Consider the following 26,678-nt stretch of genomic DNA (forward strand, 5'->3'; position numbering starts at 1 on the left):
TATGTCACAACCTGCATCACTCGAAGCCTGGATCGCAGCCATGGCCCGGGCGGCCAACGGCTACGGTCTGGCTGTCGATATCAAATCCGTCCGCCAGCAAATGCGCTGGTATGAACAACTGCCTGCCCCGCGCCGGCTGGAACGTCTGGGCCACCTGATGGGGCTTAGCGTCAGCTTGCAGCCGCGGGAGAAAGTCCGCTGGCGTAACGAGATCCTACCCGCCCTGATCGAGATCGACGACGGCGGCCTGATGGTGATCGAATCCCTCGACAGCGAAGGCAAGGCGCTGTACTGGCTCAACGACAGCGGCGACGTGCAACGAGAGGCCGAGTTGGTGGAGTTGCTGCTGAAAGGGCAAGGCAGCATTGTGCTGCTGGGGGCGGCGGAGCGCGGGCAGGATGCGCGTATCGACGACTTCGTACAGCCCTACCGCAAACACTGGTTCTGGCAACATTTTCGCGGGGCGAAACGGCAAATCGGCGAGATCTCGCTGGCCTCGATCATCAGCAACGTACTGGCACTCGCCGGTATTCTGTTTTCGATGCAGGTCTATGACCGGGTTATTCCGGCTCAGTCTTACTCCACCTTGTGGGTGCTGTTCTTTGGGGTGCTGATCGCGGCGGCGCTGGAGTATGCCATCCGCCTGTCGCGCACCGTGATCTCCGATCTGATGGGCAAGAAAATCGACCTGAAGATCTCCGGCATGCTGTTTGCCCGCGCCCTGGCAATCAAAAACGAAGCGCGGCCAAAATCGACCGGCTCGTTTATCTCGCAGCTGCGGGAGATCGATCAGGTACGGGAATTGCTGACCTCCACCACCGTGGGTGCGGCGGCGGATATGCCGTTCGTGCTGCTGTTCCTCGCCATTATGGCGCTGGTCGGCGGCCCGCTGGTGTTTATCCCGATGCTGGCAATCCCGCTGATCGTCATTCCTGGCATCTTGCTGCAATGGCCGATGGCCAGGCTGGCGAAGGAAGGCATGCGGGAAAGCGCTCTGCGCAACGCGGTGCTGGTTGAGTCGATCGAAGGGGTTGAAGATATCAAGGCACTGCAAGCCGAGCCCTACTTCCAGCGCCAATGGGAACAGACCCACGCGGTCAGCGCCAACATCGGTATGCAGCAGCGGCTGTGGGGCGCTCGGCTCAGCGGTTGGGCCTCAACGGTACAGCAGTTGACCTATGCCGGGATGCTGGTGTTTGGCAGCTATCTGGTGCTCGCTGGCGATATCACTACCGGTACCATGGTGGCCTGTAGCCTGCTTTCCTCACGCACCATCGCCCCGCTGATGCAGTTGACCATGGTGTTCTCACGCTGGCAGCACGCCAAAACCGCCATGACCGGCCTTGACGATCTGTTGAAGAAGCCGCTCGACAAGCCGGAAGAGGGCAAGATGGCTCATTGCCCGGTGCTCAGCGGCCATTTCCAGCTGCGTAATCTGCAATACAGCTACGACGTGGAGAAAGGGGATAACTCGATCACCGTCAATAATCTGGAGATCAAACCCGGCGAACGGGTAGCGATCCTCGGCAAGGTCGGTGCGGGGAAATCGACGCTGCTGAAGCTGCTTTCCGGCCAGGCCAGCGCCACCCGGGGCAAGGTGATCATCGACGGTGTCGATATCAGCCATATCGATCCCAGCGATGTGCGCCGCCAACTGGGCTTTCTCTCGCAGGAGTCGCGGCTGTTCTTCGGCAGCCTGCGCCAGAACCTGATGCTCGGCCACCCCCATGCTACCGAATCGGAAATGCTCCAGGCGCTGCGGATCTCGGGGGCACTGAGCCTGGTGCAACAAGATGCCGCCAGCCTGGATCGCATTATTCATGAAGGAGGCCGCGGCCTGTCCGGCGGCCAGCGCCAGATGGTGTTGCTGAGCCGTATGATCCTGCGCAACCCGCAAATCGTGCTGCTGGATGAACCTACCGCCTCCATGGATGAACAGTTGGAAGAGTACGTGATCCGCCAGATGCACGGCTGGCTCAGCGGCCGTACGCTGGTGCTGGTCACCCATCGGCCAGCGCTGTTGAAGCTGGTGGATCGCATCGTGGTGCTGGATAACGGCCGCGTGGTGGCCGATGGGCCACGGGATCAGATCCTGCAAGCAGCCAATAAGCCGATCAATAAAGAACAGGGCGTAGCATGAGGAGCGAGCAATGAGCAATATCACCATGCAAGACGATCTGGCTCGCCAGGGGCGGCGGCATTCCTCGGTACTTTGGTTGACGCTGCTGGGGATGATCCTGTTTGTGGTCTCGGCCTATTTTGCCATACTCGATGAGGTCACCGTCGGCACCGGCAAGGTCACGCCCTTAAGCCGGGCGCAGCTGATTGAGAGCCTGGACGGTGGGATTATCGATCACCTGTATGTGCACGAAGGGGACATCGTCAACAAGGGCCAGAAACTGGCGCAGTTGGATGTAAAACGCTTCCAGTCCAACTATGGCGAGGCCTTTTCCCGCGTGCGCACCCTGCGCGCCTCCGCCGAACGCCTGCGTTCCGAGCTGACCGGCGAGCCACTGCAGTTCAGCGCCGATACGTTGAAAGAACCAAGTCTGGTGGCCCGTGAACGCCAGCTGTATGAATCCCGCAAGCGCAACCGCGATGAGACCGTCAGCAATCTGCAACAGTCGATGCAGTTGGTCCAGCAGGAGTTACGCATGACCGAGCCGCTGGTCGCCAAAGGGGCCGCCGGTCAGGTTGAAGTGATCCGCCTGCGGCGACAGGTCAGCGAACTGCGCGGCAAGATTGACGAGGCAATTAACCAGTATGCCGTGCGGGCGCGTGAGGAGCAGGTAAAAAACAACGCCGATCTGGACGCCCAGTTGGAGCTGGTGAATGGTAAGGAAGATCAGTTGGATCGCGCCACCATGGTCTCGCCAGTGCGTGGGATCGTGAAGGATATTCAGGTGACCACCGTGGGCGGCGTGTTGCAGCCAGGCGGCAAGCTGATGGAGATCGTGCCATTGGAAGATCAGTTGCTGATCGAAACCCGCATCAACCCACGCGATATCGCCTATATCCGCCCTGGCCTGCCCGCCACCGTCAAAGTAACCGCCTACGACTCTTCGATCTACGGCAACCTGAATGGAGAGGTGGAGAACGTTTCCCCGGATACCATTCAGGACGAGGTCAAACGTGACCAGTATTACTACCGGGTTTACGTGCGCACCAAGCAGGCGGAGCTGATGAATAAGGCGGGCAAGAAGTTCCCGATTGTGCCGGGAATGGTGGCCAGCGTGGAGATCAAGACCGGGCAGAAAAGCGTGCTGGATTACCTGATCAAACCGCTGAACAAGGTGAAAGAGTCACTTCGCGAGCGTTAATGACCCCTCACCCCAACCCTCTCCCACAGGGAGAGGGAGCAGCCCGGAGCTGTAGTCAAATACAAAGCTCTAAATAAAATAACTTAATTAACAATGAGTTAGATTTAATCACAGCAGCCAATGGTGAGCACATTCGGTCCCCTCTCCCTATGGGAGAGGGTTAGGGTTAGGGTGAGGGGATGAACTCAGCACCTAATTTGCGAAATTACCTTTAAGGTAATAATATTGGGTTGTTAGATGATGATGTTCTCATCCTGGCCAGAGCCACCAACTCAGCGCCAGAATGTAAAAAAACCCGATTCACCATCGGGTTTTTTTACGCCTGAAATTCGCTCAAAATCAGTAAAACTCACTGCCCGCGCCGTGCCCTGCCCACCGCTTCACCCAACTGCCACACCGCCATCGAATAATGCACGCTGTGGTTATAGCGGGTGATAGTGTAGAAGTTCGGCAGACCGTACCAATATTGATAACGGTTGCCCATATCCAGGCGCAGCAGGCTGACCTGCTGATTCCCTTCCAACGAGCCTTGCGGCGTCAACCCAGCAGCAGCCAGCGTAGCGACCGAATAGTTGGTTTTAAAACCCGTCTCTAAACCAGGAGCCTGGCCATTAGCCGGCACCGCCACCGTTGCCCCACGCGTCCAGCCATGAGCTTTGAAGTAGTTGGCTACGCTGCCGATGGCATCCACCGGATCCCACAGGTTGATATGGCCGTCGCCGTTGAAATCAACCGCATAGCTCTTGAACGACGAAGGCATAAACTGGCCATAGCCCATCGCACCGGCGTAGGAGCCGCGCAGGGAAAGCGGATCGTCACCTTCGGCGCGCGCCATCAGCAGGAAGGTGGCTAATTCACCGCTAAAGTACTCGGCACGGCGTGGGTAGTTAAACGACAACGTCGCCAACGCATCGATAATGCGCGTTTTGCCCATCACTCGGCCCCAACGGGTTTCCACCCCGATAATGCCCACGATAATTTCTGGCGGTACGCCGTAAACCTGGTAGGCGCGCTGGAGATCCGCCTCATACTTATTCCAGAACACCACCCCATTCTGCACGTTGTCCGGCGTCAGGAACTTGTTGCGATAGCGGATCCAGGCGCCGTTTGGCGACGTCGCAGGCTTACCCGCGGGTGCCTGCTTATCCATCAGCGCCACCACCCAGTCCAGCTGTTTGGCCTGGGCCAGTACGTCATGCAACTGCTGGCGCTCAAAGCCGTGCTCCTGCACCATCTTGTCGATAAAGCGCGCCGTCGCCGGATTATTGGCAAAGTCGCCGCCGAGTGGATGTATGGCATGCTCCGGTTCAAGCACAAAACCACTCTGCACCAGGCTCTCTGGGGGAGCCAATTGCTCGGTAGGTTTAGGCTCGCTGCTACAGGCAGCCAGCAAAGGGATCAGGGGTAAAAGCGTAACCAGATGACGCATCGGATATCCATATAGGCCAGGCAAAAATAGTTGTCGCTATGTTAAGCCATTGTCTGGCGCGAACAAACAGGAATCTGGTCCCCGGTGACCTCATTTTGTTCACAAAATACCCAGCTGAAAAGCAAGGACACATATACACTTACTAGTGCTTACCTTTATCAAGGCGATACCCGTTCAACGCCACCACGCCCGGTTGTTTCATTGCCCCTGGGAACTGGCGCAATCAACGTGTTTTCTCTCCAAAACAGCACACGAGGAATAACGTATATGAGTAAGCTCCCCGATCAAGAACCGCCACGCCGTGCCCTGCTAAAACGTACCGCAGCCCTTTCAGTATTAGCCATGACCGGCATAGCCGGTTTCACCGCGCCTTCAGTGGCCTTTGCCGCCGCGATGACCAAAGAACAGCGCGATAAAATGACGCCGGACGACATCATTGCCAGCTTTAAACAAGGTAATATGCGCTTTCGGGAAGGCAAAATGCAGCAGCATGACTATGTTGCCCAGAAGCAGGCCAGCGCTCAGGGGCAGTTCCCGGCGGCAGTCATTTTAAGCTGCATTGACTCACGCGCTCCGGCGGAGATCCTGCTGGACACCGGCATCGGTGAAACCTTTAACGCGCGCGTTGCCGGTAATATCCAGAATGACGACATTCTGGGCAGCATGGAATTTGCCTGCGCCGCTGCCGGAGCCAAAGTGGTACTGGTGATGGGGCATACCGCCTGCGGTGCGGTAAAAGGAGCCATCGAAAATGTCGAGCTGGGTAACCTTACCGGGCTGCTCAACAAGATCAAACCGGCCATCGACAAGACCGAATTTAAAGGCGAACGCAGCGGTAGCAACTATGAATTTGTCGATGCCGTCGCCAAAACCAACGTCGAGATGACCATCGCCGATATCCGCAAAAACAGCCCGGTACTGAAAAAACTGGAAGAGGAAGGAAAAATCAAGATTGTAGGCAGCATGTACCACCTGGACGGCGGCAAAGTTGAGTTTCTCGCTTAACCCTTAGGTAACCCCTCACAACAGCGGTGGGCATTGGCTCGCCGCTGCTTATAACTCTTCTTGAGTATCAATGCATTACATCACATCCTGTTTCAATAATTATTCTGCTAATTATTGAAAATCCCTCTTTTGATCAAACAAGCCTCCAGCCATCAACATAGAATTCACAAAAAATTAAACTCATCAAGGATAGGGTTTTACATGGAAATTAAGGTTAATGGCCGTTTGGTCGCACTGAGCAATATCCCACCAGAGACTCCCCTGCTGTATGTCCTTCGCAACGATCTACAACTCAACGGCCCCAAATATGGTTGTGGCCTGGGTGAATGCGGTGCCTGTACCGTACTGATCGACGGCGTTGCGGCCCGCTCTTGTTCCACCCCGCTTTCTGCTGCCCAGGGGAAAGCGATCACCACGCTGGAAGGGCTAAGCCAGGAAGGCCATTTACATCCGGTGCAACAGGGCTTTATCGATGAACAGGCCGCACAGTGTGGCTACTGCACCAACGGCATGATTATGACGCTGGTGGCGCTGTTTGAACGCGATCCCGAAGCCAGCGAGCAACAGATCAAAAACGAATTAGCCTTCAACCTGTGCCGTTGCGGTACTCATCTGGAAATTCTGGCTGCGGCGCAACAGGCCAAGCGGCTACTGGCCGAGCGCGGTGCCCAATGATGGAAATGCAAATAACCCGTCGCCGCCTGCTGCAGGCGGGTGGCGTAGTGATGGTCAGCAGCCTGTTACCCTTCAACGCGCTGGCAGGCAGCCCTGCCGCCGCAGGCAAAGCGATCCCCCTGGACCGTATCAGCAGCTTTATTGCCCTCAGTGCCGACGGCAAAGTGACCGCGTTTAACGGCCACGTCGATCTCGGCACCGGCATACGCACCTCACTGGCGCAGATTGTCGCCGATGAGCTGGACGTGGCTTTCGACGATGTCACGCTGATCCTGGGCGATACCAATCGCACGCCCGATCAAGGCCCAACCATCGCCAGCGCCACCATTCAGGTAACCTCGGTTCCCTTGCGTCAGGCGGCAGCGCAGGTGCGGCAATTGCTGGTGGAACTGGCTGCTCTTGCCTTCAAGCGCCCGGCCGCACAGCTGACAACCGCCAATGGCTTCGTGTTTGCCCCAGATGCCCCCTCAGCCCGCCTGAGCTACGCCGAACTGGCGCGTGGGCAGGATCTGCATCTGCCGCTGGACAGCAATGTGGTGCTGAAAAGCCCGCAAAGCGGCCAGTATGTGGGCAAACCGGTCGCGCGCGTCGATATTCCGGCCAAGGTTCGCGGCCAACTGACCTATGTGCACGATATGCGCCTACCTAGCATGTTACATGGCCGGGTAGTGCGCCCGCCTTATGCCGGAGCAGACAGCAGCGCGCCATTGGGAAAAGCGATGATCTCCGTCGATCGGGGCTCTATCGCCCACCTGCCCGGTATTGTCAAACTGGTGGTCATCAATGACTTTATCGGTATCGTGGCCGAGCGTGAGGAACAGGCGATCGCAGCCATGCGCCAACTGAAGGTGCAATGGCAGCCCTGGGCCGGGTTACCGGATCTATCTTTGGACAAGCTGCACGCTACGCTGGAAGCCATGCCGAAAGCCGAGCGAATTCTGCGCGACGATCCGGGCACCACCGACGCCCTTGCCGCAGTCGCAACGCCGGTCAATGTCGACTACGTCTGGCCATATCATTTACATGCCTCTATCGGCCCTTCCTGTGCCGTGGCCGAGGTAAACGCGCATCAGGTGGAAATCTGGTCCGGTACGCAAAACCCCCACGACCTGCGCAAAGACATTGCTAAATTGCTTGGCCGTGAGCCGGAGCAGGTGCATATCAACCGCATGGAAGCTTCCGGCTGCTACGGTCGTAACTGCGCCGACGACGTTTCGGCAGATGCGGCCTTACTGTCACATGCCACCGGCAAGCCGGTACGGGTGCAGTTGATGCGCGAGCAGGAAGCCGGTTGGGAGCCAAAAGGTACCGGGCAATTGATCCGCGTACGTGGCGGGCTGGATGCCAATCATCAGGTCGCCGCCTACGAGCTGAGAACCAGCTATCCCTCCAACAACGCCGTCACCCTGCCGCTGGTATTAACCGGCAAGGTCGCCAATCGGCCAGACGTACAGCAGATGGGGGACCGTACCGCCGTGCCGCAGTATGAATATCCGCATATGCGGGTGATTTCAGAAGATGCGGCCCCCATCGTGCGGGCTTCCTGGATGCGTGGCGTGTCGGCGCTGCCGAACGTGTTTGCCCATGAAAGCTGGATCGACGAATTGGCCTACCTCGCCAAACAGGATCCGATCGCCTATCGGCTGCAATATTTAACCGATCCGCGCGCCATTACGTTGATCCACGCGCTGAAAAAACAGGCCAACTGGCAGGATGGCCCCGCCCATCGTAATCCGGTGGCCGAGGATCAAGAGGTGGTCAATGGCCGAGGTTTCGCCTATGCCCGTTACTTCCACAGCAAATTCCCCGGGTTTGGTGCCGCCTGGGCAGCCTGGGTCTGCGATCTCAGTGTTAATCGCCGCAACGGGCAGATCAAACTGAACAAGATCTACGTGGCCCACGACTGCGGGCAAATCGTCAATCCGGCCGGGGTGCGCCATCAGGTGCATGGCAACATCATCCAGTCGGCCAGCCGGGTCCTGAAAGAGTTTGTCACTTTTGACAGCAGCGGTGTGACCTCACTGGATTGGGGCGGTTACCCCTTGCTGCGGTTTGACGAACTGCCAGAGGTGGATATCCAACTGCTGGATAACCCGCATGAGCCGCCGATGGGAGCAGGGGAATCCGCGTCCGTACCGAGCGCTGCCGCCATCGCCAATGCGTTATTTGATGCGCTGGGCGTCAGGCTGCGCGAAGTCCCCTTCACCCCGGAACGGATCCTGAAGGCTTTAGCTACTGCCACCTCTTCCAGCCATGCAAACGGGTAACACATTATGCACAAGATAAAGAAAATCGCCGGGCTGGGCGCGCTGGCCGTTGCCATCATCGTCGCCGTGGGGGCGATTGCCACCTGGCAGCCAGAAATGGTGCAAATCGATCGTCTGGATACCCATACCTTCAGCCAGGCGCAGATTGAAAAAGGTGAGCGTCTGGCCGCCGTTGGTGATTGTGCGGTTTGCCACACGCGCCCCGGTGGCGAACGCAATACCGGCGGGCTGGCAATGGAAATCCCGTTCGGTACCATCTATACCAGCAATATTACGCCCGACCTGGAAACGGGGATTGGCGGATGGTCCTATCCCGCCTTTGAGCGCGCCATGCGACACGGGGTCGATCGCCAGGGCAATTACCTCTACCCGGCTTTCCCCTATACCGCATTTACGCGCACCAGTGACGAAGATCTCAAGGCACTGTACGCCTACCTGATGACGCAGCCAGCGGTGCACTACCAGCCGCCGAAAACCTCATTGCATTTCCCGTTCAATATCCGTCAGGGGATCGTGACCTGGAACTGGCTCTATCTGACGCCCGGTGCCATGCAGCCAGACGCCAGCCAGAGTAAAGAGTGGAATCGGGGGGCCTATCTGACGGAGGGGTTGGGCCATTGCAGCGCCTGCCATTCGCCACGAAACTTCCTGTTTGGCGAGCAAGGGGGCAGCAAACACTTGAGCGGCGGTGTCGCAGAAGGCTGGACCGCTCCGGCCCTGACCGCTAATCCTCAGTTGCCGCTGGCCTGGAGCCAGCAGGATCTGCTGACCTTTATGCAAACCGGCTACTCCGCTAACCACGGTGTGGCTGCAGGGCCGATGGCGCCGGTGATCGAGGAAGGTCTTTCTCAACTGCCACCAGAGGATTTGCAGGCCATTACTACCTATCTGCATTCTTTCCATCCTCAGGATGAAAGCCCCCCCGGTAAAGCCACAGAGATTAACCGGCTGGCGGAGCAAAGGGTTGAGCCGCTGACTTCGCAGGGATCGCGGATTTTCTCCGGTGCCTGTATGGCTTGTCACTCTCAGGAGAAAGGCGCGCAGATGCAGGGCGTACGCCCTTCCCTGGCCCTGAACAGCAACCTGTATAGCGACAGCCCGGATAATGCCATCCGCGTGGTGCTTTCCGGTATCCAGCATCCGGCCAAAGGCGAATTGGGCTATATGCCTGCGTTCCGTTATAACCTCAACGACGAGCAAATCGCTGCGCTGCTGCAGTATCTACGGCAGGACTTTACCAAGCAAAAACCGTGGCCTGATTTGCAACAACGGGTGGCTGAACTACGCGCGGAGACTGACCCCTCACCCCAACCCTCTCCCACAGGGAGAGGGAGCTGATAGCCCCTGCTCTTTTGGAAGAACGGAGGTTATATCAGCAACCTTTGATTGTCCCTTCAACCACCGGTGCTTATTAAGAATTACTACACTTTCAGCCCCACTCGATCGGTCCCCTCTCCCTGTGGGAGAGGGTTAGGGTGAGGGGTGTGAACGAAAGCCAGAAGCTACTTCTGTAACTTGGCCAACAGCGTTTTACGGGTAATGCCCAGCTGTTTGGCCGCCTCGGTCTTGTTACCGGCGGTTTGTTCCAGCGCCGCCAAAATCGCCTGTTTCTCTACCTGCTCCAACGGCTGGATCGCTTGCCCACATTGGCGATCCGGCTGCACATCAACACACTGGCTAATGCTCAGCGGCAGCTCTTTTTCACTGATAAAGTCCCCACTCAGCAGGATCACCCCGCGCTCAACGCTGTTTTCCAACTCCCTCACATTGCCCGGCCAGGGGTATTTCAGCAGCATATCCATCGCCAACGGGGTGAATCCCTTAACCGGCTTACGGTTACGCTCGGCAAATTTGGCAAGAAAGTGCATCGCCAACAGGGGAATGTCTTCGCGGCGCGCCCTCAGCGGCGGGCTGTCCACCGTCACCACGTTCAGCCGATAGTAGAGATCCTGGCGGAACCTGCCAGCCTCCACGTCCGCCAACAGATCCCGGTTGGTCGCTGCGATCAGGCGTACATCCACCGACAGGGTCTGATTACTGCCCACCCGCTGGATCTCCTGCTCCTGGATTGCCCGCAGTAATTTTGCCTGCATCAACGGCGAGACTTCTCCAATCTCGTCCAGGAACAGCGTACCCTGATCGGCCTCCATAAAACGCCCTTCCCGGCGTTTATCGGCACCGGTAAATGCCCCTTTCTCATGACCGAACAGCTCCGACTCCAGCAGAGATTCGCTCAAGGCGGCGCAGTTGATGCTCACCAATGGCCGCTCCTTGCGCAGGCTATTGGCGTGCACGGCTCTAGCTATCAGTTCCTTGCCGGTGCCTGATTCGCCACTGATCAACACTGTCGCATCAGAAGGGGCGATCATGGCGATCATTTCCAGCAGCTTGCGCATCGGTTCACTGCGGCCAATAAAATTTTGCTGATCGAACCGCAAACGCTGCTTCAGATCCTGGTTCTCGCTTTTTAACGAGGTATGCTCCAGCGCGCGTGCCAATGTGAGCTGCAACGTATCGAAATCGAGAGGCTTGGTCAGATAGTCATAAGCCCCCGCCTTAATCGCTTCAACGGCAGACTCCACGTTGGAGTAGGCGGTCATGATCAGGATCGGGATCGCCGGGTTATAGCTTTTGATGGCCTTCAGCGCCGCGATGCCGTCCATTTCCGCCATTCGCACGTCGCTGAGGATCAGATCGAACGGCTGTGCCCTGACCTGCTCCAACGCTTGTCGACCGTTATGCGCCACGCTGACCCGGTAGCCCCAGCCGCTAATAAGCGCCTGGAGGATGGTGCAGTGGCTGAGATCGTCCTCAACCAGCAAAATATGTGCATTAGACGTCTGCATGAGCCTCCCCTTGTTGATTGTTGTGCCTGAGCGGGATCACTATTTCAAATCGGGTGCCCGTTGGTTGGCAACTGGTAACGGCGATCGTCCCCTGGTGCTCCTCGATCACTTTCTGCACCATAGTCAGGCCCAGGCCAGTCCCCGCCGCCTTGGTGGTGAAGTAAGGGTTAAAGATTTTTCCAAGCTCGTCAGGTGGGATACCAGCACCCGAGTCGCAGACGGTAATGCGCATCGCCCCCTCCTTGGTCGCTTCAACGTCAACCTCGAGTACGCCATCCGAGCCAATCGCCTGGATGGCATTGAGATACAGATTCAACAACACCTGAGTGAGGCGATCGGGATCGATCTCCACCAGCGGCAAAGCTTCATCACAACGGGAGCGGAGGACGATATTTTTACTCTCTGCATCCTGACGGATCAGGTGCAGCGAATGTTCGATCACCTCGTTAATCGCCACCCGCTGCAAACGCAGATCGGCAGGGCGCACCAGCGCCAGTAACTCGGTGATCACCCGGTTGAGACGATCGACCTCTTTCGCCATCACCTTGGCCAGTTCATGCTGTTCGCTACCCGCAGGCGAGCGGTCGGCAAAATACTTGGCGAAGCCTTTAATGGAGGAAAGCGGGTTGCGGATCTCGTGGGCCACGCCAGCCGCTAAATCGCCGATAGCCGCCAGTTTTTCTTTGCGGCGGATCTCCTCTTGCAGTTGGCGAATTTCCCGCATATCGCGGAAGATAAATACGTTACCCAGAAAATGGCCGCTGTGATTAACAATATTCGCCACGCTGAGGCTCAACGGCAGGCTCTGCCCACCAGCCAGACGATGGTCAATATCCTGTTCGATAATCGGCTGGCCGTGGCTACTTTTCTGCGCCAGTTGCTGCCATTCGGCTGGCAGCGCCTGATGGCTAGGCTGGCCAAACAGCTCGGCGGCGCTACAACCCAGCATCACTTCTGCCGCATGGTTAACCACCCGGATCTGGTGCTGATCATTGGTGGTGATCAAGCCCATCGGCAAGTTACTGATAATTTCGCTGGAGAAGGCCCTTGAGTCCTGCAACTGCTGGCTGGAGCGTTGATAACGCCGCCCCCAGAACAGCGCCAACAAACTGGCTAACGCCAGCAATAGCAGGATGGACAGCAAAATCGAGGTGTTGCGCATATCCTTTGCCTGGGCGGCATCCAGCGCGACGGTGTCTAACGCCGCAAAAATAACGGCCTGCTCATCATCCTGAGGCTCGGCAGCCTCCTGCATACGCGATCGGTTCATCATATGGCCAGAGTGGCCGCTACCGCGCTTGAGCGGCTTAAACCAACGGTAGGCTTCGAAAGCAGTCTGCTGCTGAGCCTGCGGATCATCAAAGGTCGTCATATGCCACTGTGCTTCGCTGGAGACCTTCAGCTCATCCATCTGTTCCGGGCTATACAGCTGCTGGCCAACGCGTTGTGGATCGCTGTGCGCCAGGATGCGGCCAGAACGATCGGTAATGGCGATGTACAGCACGTTTGGCTGATAGGCCATCTCCTCCAACAGGGTTTGACGCTGATCGTGACGCCAGCGCATGCCCATACCGGTACGAGCACCAGATTCAAATGAACTCATCAACACCGCGCTTTTCTCTCGTAGCGTTTGGATCTCCACCTCACGCCCACGCTGCAGATCTTTAATGGCCAGCGTGATGATAATGCCAAGCAGTAACGCGACCGCGGCGATCGCAATCCAGGCAGGTAAGAGCGTCGATTTGGTTTTAAATTCCATTGGCTTCCTCTGCAACCGGCACGCCAGCGTGCGGGTAATTATTACCCACACTATCAGTATGGCGAGTAAAAATAACCCACTTTATCTCTGGATTGCGACCAGCCAACGGCCATCCTCCACCCTCAGTTATTTTTATTACTGTCATAAACTTAACGCGCTGCATGCTGGAGTTCCTTGGCTGGCGCCCGTTGGCTGAGATAGCCAAGCCCTAACGGCGATCCTGGATCTATACAATTCCCATGCCAGCCTGAAGCTGGCACGCGGGTTGCAACTAAAGAAATGGAATCCATGAACCCTAAACAAAAGGAAATCAATCATGACGCTAACTAAAACCACCTTCGCCGCCATTATCTCCGTTGCCTTGCTGGCCGGTGTTAGCACTACCGCGTTGGCGCAAAATGGTTACCACGCAAACATGTCCAATGCGCAGGGAACTCATCAGGGGATGGGTTATCAGCACGGTAACCGCGCGAACTTGACGCCTGAACAGCAAGCCGTCAGCCAGAAAGCCTTTGATGAGTTCCAGTCGAAAACCGCCGATCTGCGCCAACAGCTGATGTCCAAGCAATACGAATATCAGGCGCTGCTGACCAGCAAACCTTTGGATGAACAAAAAGTCTTAGCCGTGAGCAAAGAAGTTACCGCATTGCGTGACAGTCTGTACCAACAACGCGTGGCGCTGGATACCGATTTGGCCAAGGCCGGTGTGCCAGTGATGGGCCATGGGATGGGCGGAGCGGGGATGCACGGCGGACGCGGCTGCCGTTAAGCCCTGACATTACCCTCAGATAAAATCGGGAGAACACCAGACCTGTTCTGGTTTCTCCCGCCAACTCTTCGCCATTCCAGAATCGCTCAGGCTGTCACCCCGCTATTCATTCCCCCCTAAAGAACAATTAATAAGACTGATTTAAGACTTATTAATGAGAATATTCTTGGAAAATTGACGCAAAACAACATACTAAAACTCTCAATCTCTATTCTTACGCCCGAATATAATTTTTTGTTGTACCACCTGAATAAAATCAAGTTCCTGCCATACTTATTTGCATGAGACAACGACTGTCTCTTTGCGCACTTAACTTGCTCGGAGTTTTCTCATGAATAAAACAATCATTGTTGTCGCTCTTGCTGCCGCCGTTCTGAGCGGATGTAACGCTAATCGCACCGCTTCCGGCGATACCTTTACAGCAGCACAGGCCAGGCAGGCCAACTTCGTCACTTATGGCACGCTGGTCTCCGTGCGTCCGGTAACCATCCAGGGTGGTGATGGCACCAACGCCGCTGGGGCTATTGGTGGGGCCGTGGTCGGTGGCTTCCTGGGTAATACCGTGGGTGGCGGCTCAGGACGCAGCCTGGCAACGGCGGCGGGTGCCGTGGGGGGCGCAGCTGCTGGCTCAGGGATCCAAAGCGCCATGAACCGCAGCGCCGGGGTGGAACTGGAAGTGCGCCGGGATGATGGCGTGAATATCGTGGTCGTTCAGGCACAGGGCTCAACCCAGTTCCATAACGGGCAGCGCGTCGCTCTGGTGACCAATGGCAGCACCACCACCGTATCACCACGCTAAAGGGAACAAGTTGCTTCACGGTTTAGGTGTCAGGCCGCAACATGGCCCCCTTGCTGATAGGATACAGAATTCAGGGACGAACTCCCCTTGCGGGATAATAGCGAGTTTTCCGGCTCGGCCATTACAATAAAAAACGGAGTTAAACCTGATGTTTATCAAATGGATTAAACGCATTGCCCTGCTGCTGGTGGTGTTAATCGTCGGTGCGCTAGGCATGCGAGTTTATGATACTCAGCGTGGGCCATCGTTAGAGCTTTGGCATACCTTTGTCCCAAATGAAATGCGCGCCGATGAGATCGATAAGGCCAGTTGGGCGGATTATCTGACTGCCGAGGACGCCATTTTCAAAGAGGTCCGCCAGAATGTGACCGACAAGCTGGACAGCAGCCAACAAACCTCGTTGAACCGCTACTATGCCGACAGCCCAATCTATCCCGAAAAGTTTCCCACCGACTGGAACCGCTCCTACATCATGATGCCGGACGGCAAACCGAAAGGCGCCGTGGTGCTGTTACATGGTTTGACCGATACCCCTTACAGCCTGCGGCATATCGCGGATAATTACCGTGAATATGGTTATGTGGCGGTCGGTATTCGTTTACCGGCGCACGGCACCGTACCGGGTGCGTTGACCGACGTAGACTGGCAGGATTGGATGGCCGCGACACGGCTGGCGATCCGTGAAGCCAAACGCCTGGCGGGTGACGACGTACCGCTGCATATCGTTGGCTTCTCCAACGGCGGCGCATTGGCGATGAAATACACGTTAGATGCGTTGGATGACCCTCGGCTGACGAAACCCCAACGCGTGGTGCTGATTTCGCCGATGATTGGCGTCACCAGCTTTGCCCGTTTTGCCGGTATTGCCGGTTGGCCAGCCATCTTCCCTGCGTTTGCCAAAGCAGCGTGGTTGGGGATCGTGCCAGAGTTTAACCCGTTCAAATACAATTCGTTCCCGGTGAATGCGGCACGCCAGTCCTTCCAGCTAACCCAGGCATTGCAAAAGCAGATTGCCGCCGATTCGCGCAACGGCAAAATGGGCGAATTGCCGCCGATCCTGACGTTCCAATCGGTGATGGATTCTACCGTCAGTACCCGCGCGGTGATCACCGCCCTGTATAACCACCTGCCAGCCAACGGCAGTGAGGTGGTGTTATTTGATTTAAACCAGGCGGTGGCGTTTGGGCCGTTACTCAGAAGTTCATCCTATACCGCGCTGCCGCGGCTGCTGCCACCGGCACCGCGTAACTATACGGCCACCATCGTCACTAACGTTACGCCAGAAACCACGGATACTGAGGCACGTACCATCGTCGCAGGACAAACGGCAGAGACCACGGATCCGCTCGGTATCACCTACTTGCCGGATATCTTCTCGCTGTCGCACGTCGCCTTGCCGTTCCCGCTGAGTGATTCCCTGTACGGGCGTTACCCAGAACCGCGCAATCAATACGGCATCAGCTTGGGGACCTTTGCCGCACGTGGCGAGCGGGCGGTGCTTGTGGTCGGGCTGGACTCACTGATGCGTCTGTCCTCAAACCCGTTCTTCCCTTATATGCTCAAGCGTATCGATGACAACATCGGCCCGGCACCAACGAAATAAGGTCGGTTAACCACGGCCAGTGCCCCCTGGGCGCTGGCCGTGTTTTCAACTGGCAAAAATAGCCGAATTGAGCACGCTGGTTTTTATGGGGCACGCCTGAAACAGGTTGCGCACCCCCAGCTTTTGCAAGGCATTACGCCGGTGGGTATACACGGTTTTGGTTGAGATACGTAAACTGTGGCCGATGGCCTGCATATTCATGCCATCGATCATAGACAGCAGTACGGCCTTCTCTCTGCGGGTTAAGCTATCCTGGAGAAAAGTCGCTACGGGAAGCTCCCCACCGACTATCTTGACTAACTCATTGAACACCGCGTCTACATCAGCATCCTCTGCAAAGGCAATATTCCGCCCAAAATCCAGGTTGAATTTTATTTTCATTTCACGTGGCAAAAAAATTATTTTCCCCGGGAATTTAGCAACCGCAATCAAGAACGACATCTCACTGATTGAATTCAACATATGAAAAACCAGCACATCTTCTTTGCCAAAGCTACTGGTGCTGGTGTTTTTCAGTTCATTGAGTGCCATTTGGTTAATCACTCTACCCTCGGCATGCAAATACGCCTTGAGCCCAACAAAAAAATAGTAGTTATCGGTAATTATATTAATTTTCCCAGGCATATTAATGGCATTCCTTTATAAAAAATAAATCTCCACCTCATCGCTGCCACAGCAAATCGAGGCCCAAATATGGCGAGTGGAACGTTTGCATAGTCATGAGTTATGCTATCTACAGGCCACAACTCAATAATAGTTAATGGTAAATACCACTTTGCCATTCGCCTTGCCTGGCGTCGGTGTTGCAGCCGTTTTAATATAGCGGGCAGCCAAGGGGATACGAATGGTTGAGCTTCCGTCTTTCGGTAATGTGACGCTCTGTTCTGCCGAGAAGTTAAACAGCGTCGGCGTTTGGGCACTCTCCCCCCAACCCAGCTGTATCCCGACGCCCGATGCCGCTCCGGATACCGTCGAGTCGATAGCCATAATGCCATTGGTGGCATCCAGCGCCGTGGTCGTTGGCGTTAGGCGTACGCCTACGCTGTTATTTAGCGAGATGGTGCTGGTACTGCTCCCGGTATTGTAATTCATTAATAGCGGTGCGTTAGTCGAATTATAAAAGCCGTGGAATGTAGGGCAGTTAGTCAGGTTAATGGAGGCATCAACCCAAGGCGTGGTCGCATTCGACGTGCTAAAATGTTCAGCTATATCATAACTCCCCAAGTTAACGGTAACGTCTGGTGTGGTGCAGGTTTGCGCAGATATGGTTATATTGCCTTGGAAACTGAAGATCCAATAATACAATGGCAACCCACTGATTGTTGCGGCGTTAGTGTGGCTGGTTTGCGAAACTTCCATCCCCTCGCGAGCGGTAGGGAAATTGGCAGCACTGATAGTGTAACTTCCTGGTACAATAGGACCGGTTTTAACCAGTACGACAGCTCTCGGTGAGCTTGCACCTGCTCCGGTAATCCTCAAACCTAATGATGAGTCTAATAAATTCTGCCCCTCAGCATAAAGTTTGGTTGTGGTTAGCGCTCTATTTGACACGCCGGTTATAATCGCCACACCGATACCGGGTATACCGGTCTCATAGACCCCATTAGCATAAGGTCCGGTTGTCAGGCCAGAGAGAGGCTTTGGCGTAGTGATCAAATTCAATGATGTCGCATAATACAGGTATTTTCCAATATCGGCGGTCACCCATTTTGTCTCAGCATAGGTATCTTTCATAATCAGGCTTGCCTGATAAATCACCGTCCCCACGGGTACGTCTACACCTGCCGAAATCACCGGTGGATTAACGGGAACGATGACCGTTTGCGGAGCGCTTCCTTGTGTTACGGTCAATATTGCCCAACCAGGATAAGAGACAAACGTTAGCACTATACCCATCAGCAAATCTGATACTTTATTTATCGATCTTTTCATGAGTAACATCTTCCTTCTCATATTCTATGTAGGCCATGACAGAAAGAATAAAGTTGGATTTAGTGGCTGCGCTAACTAGGGTCAACCGTCTTTATTTATCCGAGAGGCGAATTTGTTGTTGCTCAATAGTAGTTAATCGTAAACGTCACTTTGCCATTCGCCTGACCCGGCGTAGGGTTCGCAGCCGTTTGAATATAACGGGCAGACAGAGGGATGCGAATGGTTGGGCTGCCATCTTTCGGCAGTGTGACCGTTTGCTCTGCGGCAAAATTAAACAGCGTCGGCGCTTGGCTTTTTTCACCCCAGCCAATCTGGATGCCTACGCCTGAAGCCGCGCCAGATACCGTAGAATCAATAGCCATCACCCCATTGGTCGCATCAATCACCGACGTTGTCGGGGTTAATCTCACACCAATATTGTTATTTAGTGCATTGGAAACCGTCGCCAATCCCGTGTTGTAATTCATCAGTGACGTAGTATTGGTCGCATTATAAAAACCGTGAAATGTCGGGCAGTTGGTCAGATTGATAGACGCATCAATCCAAGGTGTTGCCGCTCCCACTCGGCCCAAATATTCATTAATGTCATAAGCTCCCATGTAAACAGCAACCACCGGAGTGGTGCAGGTTTGCGTAGAGATCGTCAGGGTTCCCTGGAAATTGATATTATAAAAAGTAAACGGCAGCCCGGTGACGGCAACGGAACCAGGATGGCTATTTACCGGTGGTTCAAGCGCTGTCTTGATACTCGGGAGATTTGCCCCGCTCAAGGAAAAGCTGCCGGGCGTGATCGGCCCTGTTTTAATGAGCGAGACATAACGTGTCGAACCAGCAAAATTCAAGGCTCCACCTAATTCATTGCCAACCTGCCTGATAGGGTTCTCTGCATCGGTGGTCACTGCAGGCCTATTAGGTATTATCGGATTGCCATCAGGGGAGCGTGAAATCACCACGCCAATCCCTGGAATATTCGTCTGATAGACCGCCCCCGCAAACGGGCCGGTCGCCAAGTTGCTGAGAGGCAACGGAGCATTGCTAATCAGCGTTGAGTTACTGTACCAAAATGATTTACCTACATCGGCCTGTGCCCACTGGCATTCCATAATGGTATTTTTCATCAACCAGCTGCCTTGATAAAGCACTGTCCCCACGGGAATATCGGCCCCGGCAGAAATCACCGGCGGGCTCAACGGCACCGTTTCAGTCTGAGTTGAGCCAGCCGGAAACGAACAATTCGCCACAGCCCAACTATTGACGCTGGTAACGCTTAATAAAATACCGCCGAGCAGACCCGACACTTTATTTATTGATAATTTCATCTTTCATTAACCCTCTTTCTGGCAGGCGATACCAGAAAGGAAAACTGTTGTCATACCTGGCTGTTAACCATGGTTAACAGCCGATCTCGTGTCATTGTTCGCCAGTTTCGACCGCAGGGAACTGGCGGGGGCCGTCGTCGTGCAAGGCGAATTGAATTGTTGTATCTGCGCCTGGCCCTTGGCCATGGGCATCAGCATATAGCTGACGGTGCATTGCATCTCACCGCCTTCGCCCCATTTCACTTGCAATTGGCCCTTGTCTTGCGCCACACGCGCATAAAGTTGCCCACCCTGGCCTACGGAACCTACGCTATTGCCTTTGCTATCAAAGATATCGGCCCCGAACGGTACCGGCTCCCCTTGATAGGTCGCATTCACCAGAATTGGCGTCCCTTGCTTAGTAGTATATTTCACCTTCACCACCGCACCGGAATATGGCGCCACTTTCTGGCTGGTGTTATCCAATTCCACACCGGCCGCCGTCCCTTTAGGATCGAGACTGATCTCGTTCATCTGGTACGGATTCAGGTAAGGCACTATCGCGTAACCCCGTGAATCGATGCTCACGCCCGGATAGGAGGAAACTTTCGCTCCCTCTGCACCCTTGGCTTCCACTAGCGCGAAGGTGTCCGACGTGTACGGCGTAAAGGTCACCCCACCAGAGTGGGCGATCACCGTGCCGTTCATCCCGGCAGAGGCGCTTTGATAGCCTTTACCGGTGCTGTAAGTACCGCTCAACGCCGTGGCCGGGCTGCGGTAGTTACCGCTCAGCGAGCCGCTGGAGCCCATGCCCTGATTGGCATTCATCGCAGTAACGCCATAGCTGAACTGGTTATCCTGCCCTGTGGTGCCGGATACCGTAGCCTGCTGGCCATAACGGCCGCTGCTGTCATGCGACAAATCCATCCGCAACTGTGGCGTGTGGGTTGCGTCGCTACGCCCCAACGGCAGGCTGAAGCTCAACAGATAGTTGGTCTGCGCAGTGCCCAGGCTGGAAAAACTGCGGTTAATGCTCAGGCCGTAGGACAGGTCCTTGTAGCGATTGTTGTAACCTACCTGGTACTGCTTCTCGCTGCCGTCTTTGTTCCAGTAATTCTGCAAGGAGCCGCTGATATACAACTGGCCCCAGTTATCCGGCAGACCTTGTCCCGCGGTCACCGTCAGGCGATTTTTGGCTCGCGAGATCGACTCCGGCGAGAACCCTTGTGCTACCGCGTCACGAGTCTGCATCGCGGTCATAAAGTCCATAAAGCCATCGGTTGAGAAGCGGTACGCCGCCAGCGACAGGTTACTGTTGGTTTCGCTGATCAGCTTGCTGTAGCTCACCTTATAGCTTTGCCCACTCAGGCTATTACCCGCCTCATGTCGGCCATTGGCATCGGTGCGGTTGCCCAAATGGGTACGCGCCTGCGTAACATCTAATGCCCAGGCACCAATCGGCGTGCCAACCGCCGCCCCCAACTGCAGGGCGTAGTAATCCTGGCTGGCCTGTAGGCCACCATAGCCGGTGATGGCGTTAGTTAGCCCCAGTTGATAGGTGCCCTGATACAGTGCCGGTTTCTCACGCAGGTTATCGCTGCGTACTTCACCTGCGGTGATCGAATAACGTGATGACCCAGGCCGCAACAGTTGGGCCACCGAGGCATAAGGCACGCTGAAAGTCTGCTCGGTACCGTCGGACTCACGTACCGTGACCTGTAGATCCCCACCGTAGCCGGTTGGGTACAGATCGTTGATCAGGAACTCGCCCGGCGTGACCGTGGTTTCATACAACACCTGACCGCCTTGGCGTACGGTAACGCGGGCGTTGGTACGGGCAATGCCACGGATATCCGGCGCATAACCGCGCAGGGACTCCGGCAACATCCGCTCATCACTGGCCAGTTGAATACCGGTAAACGGCAGCGTATCGAACAGTTGCCCAGTGGTATTCGATTGGCCCATCAACACGCGCGCCTTGAGCACCGGAATATCTCGCTGCAAATACGTGTTGAGGTTGTTGTACTGGTTCGGCCCATTGTCCATACGGGTATAAGACCCGTTGTGACGTAGATACCAGGCGCCAACATTTAGCCCGGCGTTCACGCCGGCAAACAGCGAATTAAAGGTATTGCCGTGCGATTCGCTGGTGTAGCCGTTGACGTTGTAGCCCATCAAGAGTGCCGGTACACCGCTGTCCCACAGCTCCGGGCTAACGGTGCCGCGGGCAGTGTTGAGCATGTAAACCTGCGGAACCATAATATCCAGGCGTTGCTCATTACTGTCGTAATTTACCTGAGCCTCTGGCAACTGACTCTTGAGATCGAAACAGACTTCCCCTTTGCTCAGCGAGGTTAAAAAATCAGCTGGCAGCTTGGCGTAATCAAACGCAATGTTTTTAATCAGTTCGCGGGTCAGGCAGGGATAAACGCTTTTATCTGCCCGCGCTTTGAATTCAATGTCGGTATTGCTGATCGGTTGATTATTAACATACAAAGCCGTTTTATAGACCCCAGGCAAGCCCGAGGAACCATTGGCAAAGCGGCTAAGGTCAACCGACTTCTCATCATCCACATTCAGGAAAGAGGCATCGAACTCAAGATTTTTGGCAATATCTTGTGGTGTAGAAGCCGCGATCTCAGCATTAACGTTAGCCGCAAAAAAAGTTGATAAAATAGCTATGGCCAGTGGCGATAACTGTGCACGCAGACCATATTGAAAATATTTAGACATAGATATCCCTTCAAGAACTGATTCCTGAATTGCGATCAACAAATTAATGCGGGAGTGTTTTATATAGTGGGGACGTTATTTTATCACTGCATCAAAAGTATTAACCGCACCGTAATCATTTACGAAACTCCCTGTAACCTTACTACCTGCACTGCCCGCCAAGTCCAATGTCATGGTGCTACGAGGAGCCACCATCGCATGGTCAAGTTTTTTACCATTAACCGACAGGTTGACCAACGAGACATAATAAGGCGTTGGGTTGTTTGCCTGTACTCGGTTACCTTGGCTGTTCCAGGTTAGCGCTTTAGCCGCTTCATTGGCGTTACCTTGCAGACCCGCAGGGCGATAGAACAGCTTGATGCGCGAACGGAAAGCCATCTGCAAGCGGTTCTCTGTCACTTTAGCCTGGGTTTTAGCCGGAACTTCCAGCACGTTCAGCCAGAATACCGATTCTTTATCCATCGGCAGCGAGCCACCGGCGTAGCTGATACGTAACGTCTGGCCTTTGCTTGGCTCAACACGGTTCATAGGGGGCGTCAAGACAAACGGAACCTTGATCGCAGCTGGTTTGGCGTCGGCGTCACCGTTATCGATCCAGCTTTGCAACAATACCGGTGATGGACCACCGTTACTGATTTTGACGCTGACTTCTTTGGCATCAGAGGGGTAAATCACCCGCGTACCGCTAATCACTACGCTGGCCAGGCTACTGACGCTGAACAGAGCTGCGGCGGCAAAAGTGCCAACTTGCAATACATTAATAGAAAGACACTTCATCATAAACTCCGAACACACTGACAGATTGGGAGGGGCATTCCCCCCTCCCACAGTCCATTACTGGTACTGAATAGAATAAACAACGCTGCTGACAACTTTACCTGCAGTGGTTGCGTCCTCTGCGTAGTAACGAACGATGTACGGCAGTGTAGCGCTACCACCGGTAACGTCTTGATAAGTCATCGCTGTAACCTGATCTTGGCTACCGGCTTTGATCACGGCCTGAGTCGGGCTTGAAGCGTCAAGCAATTGCAGGCTGACGTTGGTAGCATCACCGGTAGTATTAAGCAGGCGACCAGTCACGGCATCAACGGAAGCACCCGCCTGGAAGAAAGCAGAAGCAGTCTCCAGCGTGCCAGCGCAGTTGCTCAGGGCCATTACGAAACCGGTATCACCGGCAGTGCGAGCGGCGGTTTGCAGTTGGCTGGTGCTTACGGTTGGCAGAATAACGGTCGCATCCGCTTGCTGGCCATCAACCACAACGTCACAGGTATTTGCAGTCAGTTCACCGTTAAAAGTGATGGTACCGGTAGAAGCTGCTTGAGCCAGGCCAACAGTACCGAAAACAGCGATCAGGGATGCAGCGATTGCTAACTTTTTCATATATATTCCTACTTACCTTGTATTATGAATACCATTTTAATATCCATTAAAATGGCCTGGTGGATACCCATGGGGATGGATATAGCTAGATGATTCCAGCATTTACTTTAACAACAACTTACTTAATAAATAGCGAAGAGACTCGGTGGTTATCGACGGAATAGCCAATACCATGAACGTTCGCTATAAAATCTTCCGGGAGCCCAAGTGACGCCAGTTTTTTACGTAATTCATTAATTGCATGCCATAAACGCTGGCTGGATGAAGATAAATTAATCTCCTCCCAAACGTTTCTCATTATGTCATTTTTATAGATGACGGCATCCCGGCTATTCGCCAGCAAATAAATCAGTAATCGGGTCTGAATCTCGTTTAGAGAGATAACCTTGAAAAACAGGGTGCGCTCCGAAGCTCCATCAGAGTAATAAAGGAGCCTGCGGTTGGCAATATCGAATTGAATGTCATCATCAATTAGGAATCCATAAAGTCTATTTTCCATATGCATCTCGGATTATTATTTTGGTTTAATAACAAAAATAACAAACCTCCCTTAAGTGAGACATTATAGGAGCAATTTCCACTATGGCAACCGCGCCAAGATGATCACATTGCTATCTCTAAAAGTCTCATAACAGCATTAAATGCCGAACAATTCAATTCAATCAGAGCTTACTACTAGTTGACGCGAATCATCCTGGTGTTTTTCATAACTCATTACTTCACCTCATTTGAGTAGTCATAAATGTCAAAGATTTTTATCTTGCAACATTTATAGCTAGCCATTAATTTTTACTCATTGATATTCAATCCATTACCCACAAACACACGATTAGGATTTATCTGTCACGCTGATATTTTAAAGCCTTTACCGGTGACGCTATCCTTTACCTCAGTAAGATGAAGCCGCTTTACTTCGCTCTCCCCTTGCTGATGGAGTAAATACTAGGTCATGAATGAGATTTTTCTGAGTGAAGTAGTTTTATTCTTAATAAAAAACAAAAATATACTTAAAATTCAACAAATTAATAAATAATATTAAATCAGAATAGAGCATTCTCAATCGTTATTAAATGACAGTAACTCTCATTTAAGATTTTTTATTAACACTTTGTTTTTTAAATGAATATGAAATGTTACTGATTTTTCACGCCTCCAGAGACTTATAATCTATACTTTAAGCAAGCTGGGCATTCAGACAACCAAAAGTTAATATATTGAAAATGAACAAAAAAATAATCATTAACGATACTGTACTGTACCTTCCCGAAGAGCACCGTCTGTGCCCGCTGCGCGCTCGGGGCAAAGAAACCGTTTTAAACGTTCCTGCCAGCCGTTGCCTGCAATTAATGTTGCAACGCCCCGGTGAGGTGATCAGCCAAAGCGACTTTTTTAACGAGGTATGGCAAAAAAACGGCCAATATGTCACCGCCAATACCCTCTATCAGAACATCTCGTTGGTAAGAAAAGGGATGCGGGAAGCCGGGTTGAGTAAAAATATCATCAGAACGGTTCCTAAAGTTGGGGTGGTTTTTTCCGGCACGGTTGAAATACAGCAAGAAGAGAGCGCCAACGTCATAGTGCAGCCAAGCAATAAGCCAGATCCGCTCCCAGTCGAGAGCTCACAAGCCGAAACGCTGCCGCCAAAACGCACGGTTTTAAACCAGAACAAGCTATTGCGCTATGGCCTATTTACGACGTTCATCCTGGCTATGCTGATCCTGCTGGCCAGCAATCAATCGCAAAGTGCACGTTTTTTTGACACCCACAATAAAGCGGCCACGATCAATCAATGTTCTGTCTATATAGATAGAGACGATCTGGAAACCAATGTGGCCGGCTACAAGGAATATCTAACCGTTAACAATGTAGTCTGTAATCCGGATGAGTTTGTCTACATTACCCGAACCCCGGCAAACCACAGCACGCTGGTATTATTTTGCGATACCACTGCACAAGGCGATCTAAGATGTTCCTCACGATTTCAAATCGATAATCAACACGACCCTCTTGCTAGCCTGCGACCAGCAGAGGGCCAATAGCGGTTTAGCTATATAAGGTGAGGAAACAACGAACGGCGGCGGTGTGGTTGACCGGCAGATTGCAAGAGATCTGCAAGTGGGTTCTCTGCCGAATAATTGTTATTAGGGGGGCTTGCGGCCCCCCTCCTCTCTCCTGCCATGCTTTCTGCCAACTTCAACCTCAGGCCAATGCTTTAGCCTTAAGCTGCTGGTATTCACTTTCGGTGATCACGCCATCATCCAACAGCTTTTTGGCGTCCGAAATTTGTTCGGCTGGCGATTTGCCTGCAACCTCACGGATATACTCGTTGGTGGCAGAGACGGATTTCTGTACCTGCGCACGATGCCGCTCGGCCATGCCTTTACCACGGGCAATCAGATAGACCAGGGACGTTAACAGCGGGATGAACAGCAGGAACACAATCCATACTGCCTTATAAAAGCCGCTCAGTTGGTGATCGCGGAACAGGTCGGAGACGACCTGGAACAGGATAAACAGGTAGGCGATGAAAAAGAAAAATGAAAACGTGGTAACCAGAATATCCCACAGGGTAAGTAGGTGATAGGTCATTAGCGCTCCTTATGGTCTAGCAAAACCAGAATAAAACGGCCTTCGATAACAGATTGATGTTTAGCACCATAAGTATATGTCGTACTTTCATTTTTTCCATGTTGGGCGGGAGAAATACGGGAAGGGCATATGTATGGGCAAAGCACGGGCCCCTCACCCTAACCCTCTCCCACAGGGCTGAGGAATCCCCAGAAAAAAATGAAAGGCACGATGAAGTGTGATCTACTGGTTGCGCTAACAAAACAGAAGAGACCTCATCGTGCCTTTACAAACA

22 protein-coding genes are annotated in these 26,678 nt (G+C 53.8%); 10 read left to right on the forward strand and 12 right to left on the reverse strand.

Annotated elements, in window-relative coordinates; translation table 11 throughout:
* Position 1 precedes the first annotated feature (1 nt).
* A complete protein-coding gene (locus ACMV5I_RS21510) occupies positions 2-2,140 on the forward strand; it encodes a type I secretion system permease/ATPase (protein ID WP_024484161.1) in 2,139 nt (712 codons plus the stop codon).
* 10 nt (positions 2,141-2,150) lie between these two features.
* Positions 2,151-3,320, forward strand: coding sequence for an HlyD family type I secretion periplasmic adaptor subunit (locus tag ACMV5I_RS21515; RefSeq protein WP_414825222.1), 1,170 nt, complete (start codon positions 2,151-2,153; stop codon positions 3,318-3,320).
* Between the two features lie 349 nt (positions 3,321-3,669).
* Here the strand turns inward: ACMV5I_RS21515 and mltB are convergent, their stop codons facing one another.
* Positions 3,670-4,749 (reverse strand): lytic murein transglycosylase B, encoded by a 1,080-nt coding sequence (gene mltB, locus ACMV5I_RS21520; protein ID WP_121608795.1) that lies wholly within the window; start codon positions 4,747-4,749, stop codon positions 3,670-3,672.
* Between the two features lie 267 nt (positions 4,750-5,016).
* On the opposite strand from mltB, the gene ACMV5I_RS21525 reads away from it, so the two are divergent.
* The 4 genes from ACMV5I_RS21525 to ACMV5I_RS21540 all read left to right on the forward strand — a co-directional run bounded on the left by ACMV5I_RS21525 (position 5,017) and on the right by ACMV5I_RS21540 (position 10,034).
* Positions 5,017-5,754 carry a carbonic anhydrase gene (locus ACMV5I_RS21525; protein WP_202671583.1) on the forward strand — a complete coding sequence of 246 codons (738 nt, stop codon included), beginning with the start codon at positions 5,017-5,019 and terminating at the stop codon, positions 5,752-5,754.
* Positions 5,755-5,955: 201 nt separating this feature from the next.
* Entirely contained in the window at positions 5,956-6,429 is a 474-nt protein-coding gene (locus ACMV5I_RS21530) for a (2Fe-2S)-binding protein (RefSeq protein ID WP_121608794.1), read from the forward strand.
* On the forward strand, positions 6,426-8,696 hold the full coding sequence (locus tag ACMV5I_RS21535; RefSeq protein ID WP_414825223.1) for a molybdopterin cofactor-binding domain-containing protein: 2,271 nt from the start codon (positions 6,426-6,428) through the stop codon (positions 8,694-8,696). Before ACMV5I_RS21530 ends, ACMV5I_RS21535 begins: the two co-directional genes overlap by 4 nt.
* Positions 8,697-8,702: 6 nt before the next feature.
* A complete protein-coding gene (locus ACMV5I_RS21540) occupies positions 8,703-10,034 on the forward strand; it encodes a c-type cytochrome (protein WP_414825224.1) in 1,332 nt (443 codons plus the stop codon).
* 164 nt (positions 10,035-10,198) lie between these two features.
* Here the strand turns inward: ACMV5I_RS21540 and ACMV5I_RS21545 are convergent, their stop codons facing one another.
* The 3 genes from ACMV5I_RS21545 to ACMV5I_RS21555 are packed head-to-tail and all read right to left on the reverse strand — an operon-like array spanning position 10,199 to position 13,464.
* Positions 10,199-11,542, reverse strand: coding sequence for a sigma 54-interacting transcriptional regulator (locus tag ACMV5I_RS21545; protein ID WP_414825225.1), 1,344 nt, complete (start codon positions 11,540-11,542; stop codon positions 10,199-10,201).
* A complete protein-coding gene (locus tag ACMV5I_RS21550) occupies positions 11,529-13,301 on the reverse strand; it encodes an ATP-binding protein (RefSeq protein WP_414825226.1) in 1,773 nt (590 codons plus the stop codon). The genes ACMV5I_RS21545 and ACMV5I_RS21550 overlap by 14 nt, the downstream gene beginning before the upstream one ends.
* Entirely contained in the window at positions 13,291-13,464 is a 174-nt protein-coding gene (locus tag ACMV5I_RS21555) for a hypothetical protein (protein ID WP_158645280.1), read from the reverse strand. Before ACMV5I_RS21555 ends, ACMV5I_RS21550 begins: the two co-directional genes overlap by 11 nt.
* A 153-nt stretch (positions 13,465-13,617) precedes the next feature.
* Here ACMV5I_RS21555 and ACMV5I_RS21560 point away from each other — a divergent pair, with 153 nt between their 5' ends.
* The 3 genes from ACMV5I_RS21560 (at position 13,618) to ACMV5I_RS21570 (ending at position 16,472) form a co-directional block, all read left to right on the forward strand.
* A complete protein-coding gene (locus ACMV5I_RS21560; protein ID WP_414825227.1) occupies positions 13,618-14,070 on the forward strand; it encodes a periplasmic heavy metal sensor in 453 nt (150 codons plus the stop codon).
* Between the two features lie 331 nt (positions 14,071-14,401).
* A complete protein-coding gene (locus ACMV5I_RS21565; protein WP_024484153.1) occupies positions 14,402-14,869 on the forward strand; it encodes a glycine zipper 2TM domain-containing protein in 468 nt (155 codons plus the stop codon).
* Positions 14,870-15,017: 148 nt separating this feature from the next.
* The gene (locus ACMV5I_RS21570) at positions 15,018-16,472 is read left to right on the forward strand and encodes an alpha/beta hydrolase (protein WP_202671576.1); all 1,455 of its coding nucleotides are present in this window, start codon (positions 15,018-15,020) and stop codon (positions 16,470-16,472) included.
* A gap of 45 nt (positions 16,473-16,517) precedes the next feature.
* On the opposite strand, the gene ACMV5I_RS21575 is transcribed toward ACMV5I_RS21570, so the two are convergent.
* The 7 genes from ACMV5I_RS21575 to ACMV5I_RS21605 form a co-directional block, all read right to left on the reverse strand.
* Positions 16,518-17,096, reverse strand: a complete 579-nt coding sequence (locus ACMV5I_RS21575) for a helix-turn-helix transcriptional regulator (RefSeq protein WP_414825228.1) — start codon at positions 17,094-17,096, stop codon at positions 16,518-16,520.
* A gap of 123 nt (positions 17,097-17,219) precedes the next feature.
* Positions 17,220-18,404 (reverse strand): fimbrial protein, encoded by a 1,185-nt coding sequence (locus tag ACMV5I_RS21580; RefSeq protein ID WP_414825229.1) that lies wholly within the window; start codon positions 18,402-18,404, stop codon positions 17,220-17,222.
* Between the two features lie 122 nt (positions 18,405-18,526).
* Positions 18,527-19,723, reverse strand: coding sequence for a fimbrial protein (locus tag ACMV5I_RS21585; protein WP_414825230.1), 1,197 nt, complete (start codon positions 19,721-19,723; stop codon positions 18,527-18,529).
* Between the two features lie 63 nt (positions 19,724-19,786).
* The gene (locus tag ACMV5I_RS21590) at positions 19,787-22,435 is read right to left on the reverse strand and encodes a fimbria/pilus outer membrane usher protein (RefSeq protein ID WP_414825231.1); all 2,649 of its coding nucleotides are present in this window, start codon (positions 22,433-22,435) and stop codon (positions 19,787-19,789) included.
* A gap of 75 nt (positions 22,436-22,510) precedes the next feature.
* Positions 22,511-23,212, reverse strand: a complete 702-nt coding sequence (locus ACMV5I_RS21595; protein WP_024530440.1) for a fimbria/pilus periplasmic chaperone — start codon at positions 23,210-23,212, stop codon at positions 22,511-22,513.
* Positions 23,213-23,269: 57 nt separating this feature from the next.
* The gene (locus ACMV5I_RS21600; RefSeq protein WP_024530439.1) at positions 23,270-23,815 is read right to left on the reverse strand and encodes a fimbrial protein; all 546 of its coding nucleotides are present in this window, start codon (positions 23,813-23,815) and stop codon (positions 23,270-23,272) included.
* Between the two features lie 118 nt (positions 23,816-23,933).
* The gene (locus tag ACMV5I_RS21605; RefSeq protein WP_202671571.1) at positions 23,934-24,314 is read right to left on the reverse strand and encodes a winged helix-turn-helix domain-containing protein; all 381 of its coding nucleotides are present in this window, start codon (positions 24,312-24,314) and stop codon (positions 23,934-23,936) included.
* 721 nt (positions 24,315-25,035) lie between these two features.
* Between ACMV5I_RS21605 and ACMV5I_RS21610 the strand changes: the two genes are divergently transcribed.
* Positions 25,036-25,854, forward strand: coding sequence for a winged helix-turn-helix domain-containing protein (locus ACMV5I_RS21610; protein ID WP_414825232.1), 819 nt, complete (start codon positions 25,036-25,038; stop codon positions 25,852-25,854).
* Positions 25,855-26,014: 160 nt separating this feature from the next.
* On the opposite strand, the gene ACMV5I_RS21615 is transcribed toward ACMV5I_RS21610, so the two are convergent.
* Positions 26,015-26,404 carry an SHOCT domain-containing protein gene (locus tag ACMV5I_RS21615; RefSeq protein ID WP_024484143.1) on the reverse strand — a complete coding sequence of 130 codons (390 nt, stop codon included), beginning with the start codon at positions 26,402-26,404 and terminating at the stop codon, positions 26,015-26,017.
* Positions 26,405-26,678 lie beyond the last annotated feature (274 nt).

The sequence above is a fragment of the Serratia sp. T13T92 genome (assembly GCF_047530105.1).
In the GTDB taxonomy this organism is placed as follows: domain Bacteria; phylum Pseudomonadota; class Gammaproteobacteria; order Enterobacterales; family Enterobacteriaceae; genus Chania; species Chania fonticola.

Excerpts from the sequence above, each read along its gene's own strand:
- ACMV5I_RS21510 (WP_024484161.1), top strand. The coding sequence starts at position 2 with ATGTCACAACCTGCATCACTCGAAGCCTGGATCGCAGCCATGGCCCGG.
- ACMV5I_RS21515 (WP_414825222.1), top strand. The coding sequence starts at position 2,151 with ATGAGCAATATCACCATGCAAGACGATCTGGCTCGCCAGGGGCGGCGG.
- mltB (WP_121608795.1), bottom strand. The coding sequence starts at position 4,749 with ATGCGTCATCTGGTTACGCTTTTACCCCTGATCCCTTTGCTGGCTGCC.
- ACMV5I_RS21525 (WP_202671583.1), top strand. The coding sequence starts at position 5,017 with ATGAGTAAGCTCCCCGATCAAGAACCGCCACGCCGTGCCCTGCTAAAA.
- ACMV5I_RS21530 (WP_121608794.1), top strand. The coding sequence starts at position 5,956 with ATGGAAATTAAGGTTAATGGCCGTTTGGTCGCACTGAGCAATATCCCA.
- ACMV5I_RS21535 (WP_414825223.1), top strand. The coding sequence starts at position 6,426 with ATGATGGAAATGCAAATAACCCGTCGCCGCCTGCTGCAGGCGGGTGGC.
- ACMV5I_RS21540 (WP_414825224.1), top strand. The coding sequence starts at position 8,703 with ATGCACAAGATAAAGAAAATCGCCGGGCTGGGCGCGCTGGCCGTTGCC.
- ACMV5I_RS21545 (WP_414825225.1), bottom strand. The coding sequence starts at position 11,542 with ATGCAGACGTCTAATGCACATATTTTGCTGGTTGAGGACGATCTCAGC.
- ACMV5I_RS21550 (WP_414825226.1), bottom strand. The coding sequence starts at position 13,301 with ATGGAATTTAAAACCAAATCGACGCTCTTACCTGCCTGGATTGCGATC.
- ACMV5I_RS21555 (WP_158645280.1), bottom strand. The coding sequence starts at position 13,464 with ATGCAGCGCGTTAAGTTTATGACAGTAATAAAAATAACTGAGGGTGGA.
- ACMV5I_RS21560 (WP_414825227.1), top strand. The coding sequence starts at position 13,618 with ATGACGCTAACTAAAACCACCTTCGCCGCCATTATCTCCGTTGCCTTG.
- ACMV5I_RS21565 (WP_024484153.1), top strand. The coding sequence starts at position 14,402 with ATGAATAAAACAATCATTGTTGTCGCTCTTGCTGCCGCCGTTCTGAGC.
- ACMV5I_RS21570 (WP_202671576.1), top strand. The coding sequence starts at position 15,018 with ATGTTTATCAAATGGATTAAACGCATTGCCCTGCTGCTGGTGGTGTTA.
- ACMV5I_RS21575 (WP_414825228.1), bottom strand. The coding sequence starts at position 17,096 with ATGCCTGGGAAAATTAATATAATTACCGATAACTACTATTTTTTTGTT.
- ACMV5I_RS21580 (WP_414825229.1), bottom strand. The coding sequence starts at position 18,404 with ATGAAAAGATCGATAAATAAAGTATCAGATTTGCTGATGGGTATAGTG.
- ACMV5I_RS21585 (WP_414825230.1), bottom strand. The coding sequence starts at position 19,723 with ATGAAATTATCAATAAATAAAGTGTCGGGTCTGCTCGGCGGTATTTTA.
- ACMV5I_RS21590 (WP_414825231.1), bottom strand. The coding sequence starts at position 22,435 with ATGTCTAAATATTTTCAATATGGTCTGCGTGCACAGTTATCGCCACTG.
- ACMV5I_RS21595 (WP_024530440.1), bottom strand. The coding sequence starts at position 23,212 with ATGAAGTGTCTTTCTATTAATGTATTGCAAGTTGGCACTTTTGCCGCC.
- ACMV5I_RS21600 (WP_024530439.1), bottom strand. The coding sequence starts at position 23,815 with ATGAAAAAGTTAGCAATCGCTGCATCCCTGATCGCTGTTTTCGGTACT.
- ACMV5I_RS21605 (WP_202671571.1), bottom strand. The coding sequence starts at position 24,314 with ATGGAAAATAGACTTTATGGATTCCTAATTGATGATGACATTCAATTC.
- ACMV5I_RS21610 (WP_414825232.1), top strand. The coding sequence starts at position 25,036 with ATGAACAAAAAAATAATCATTAACGATACTGTACTGTACCTTCCCGAA.
- ACMV5I_RS21615 (WP_024484143.1), bottom strand. The coding sequence starts at position 26,404 with ATGACCTATCACCTACTTACCCTGTGGGATATTCTGGTTACCACGTTT.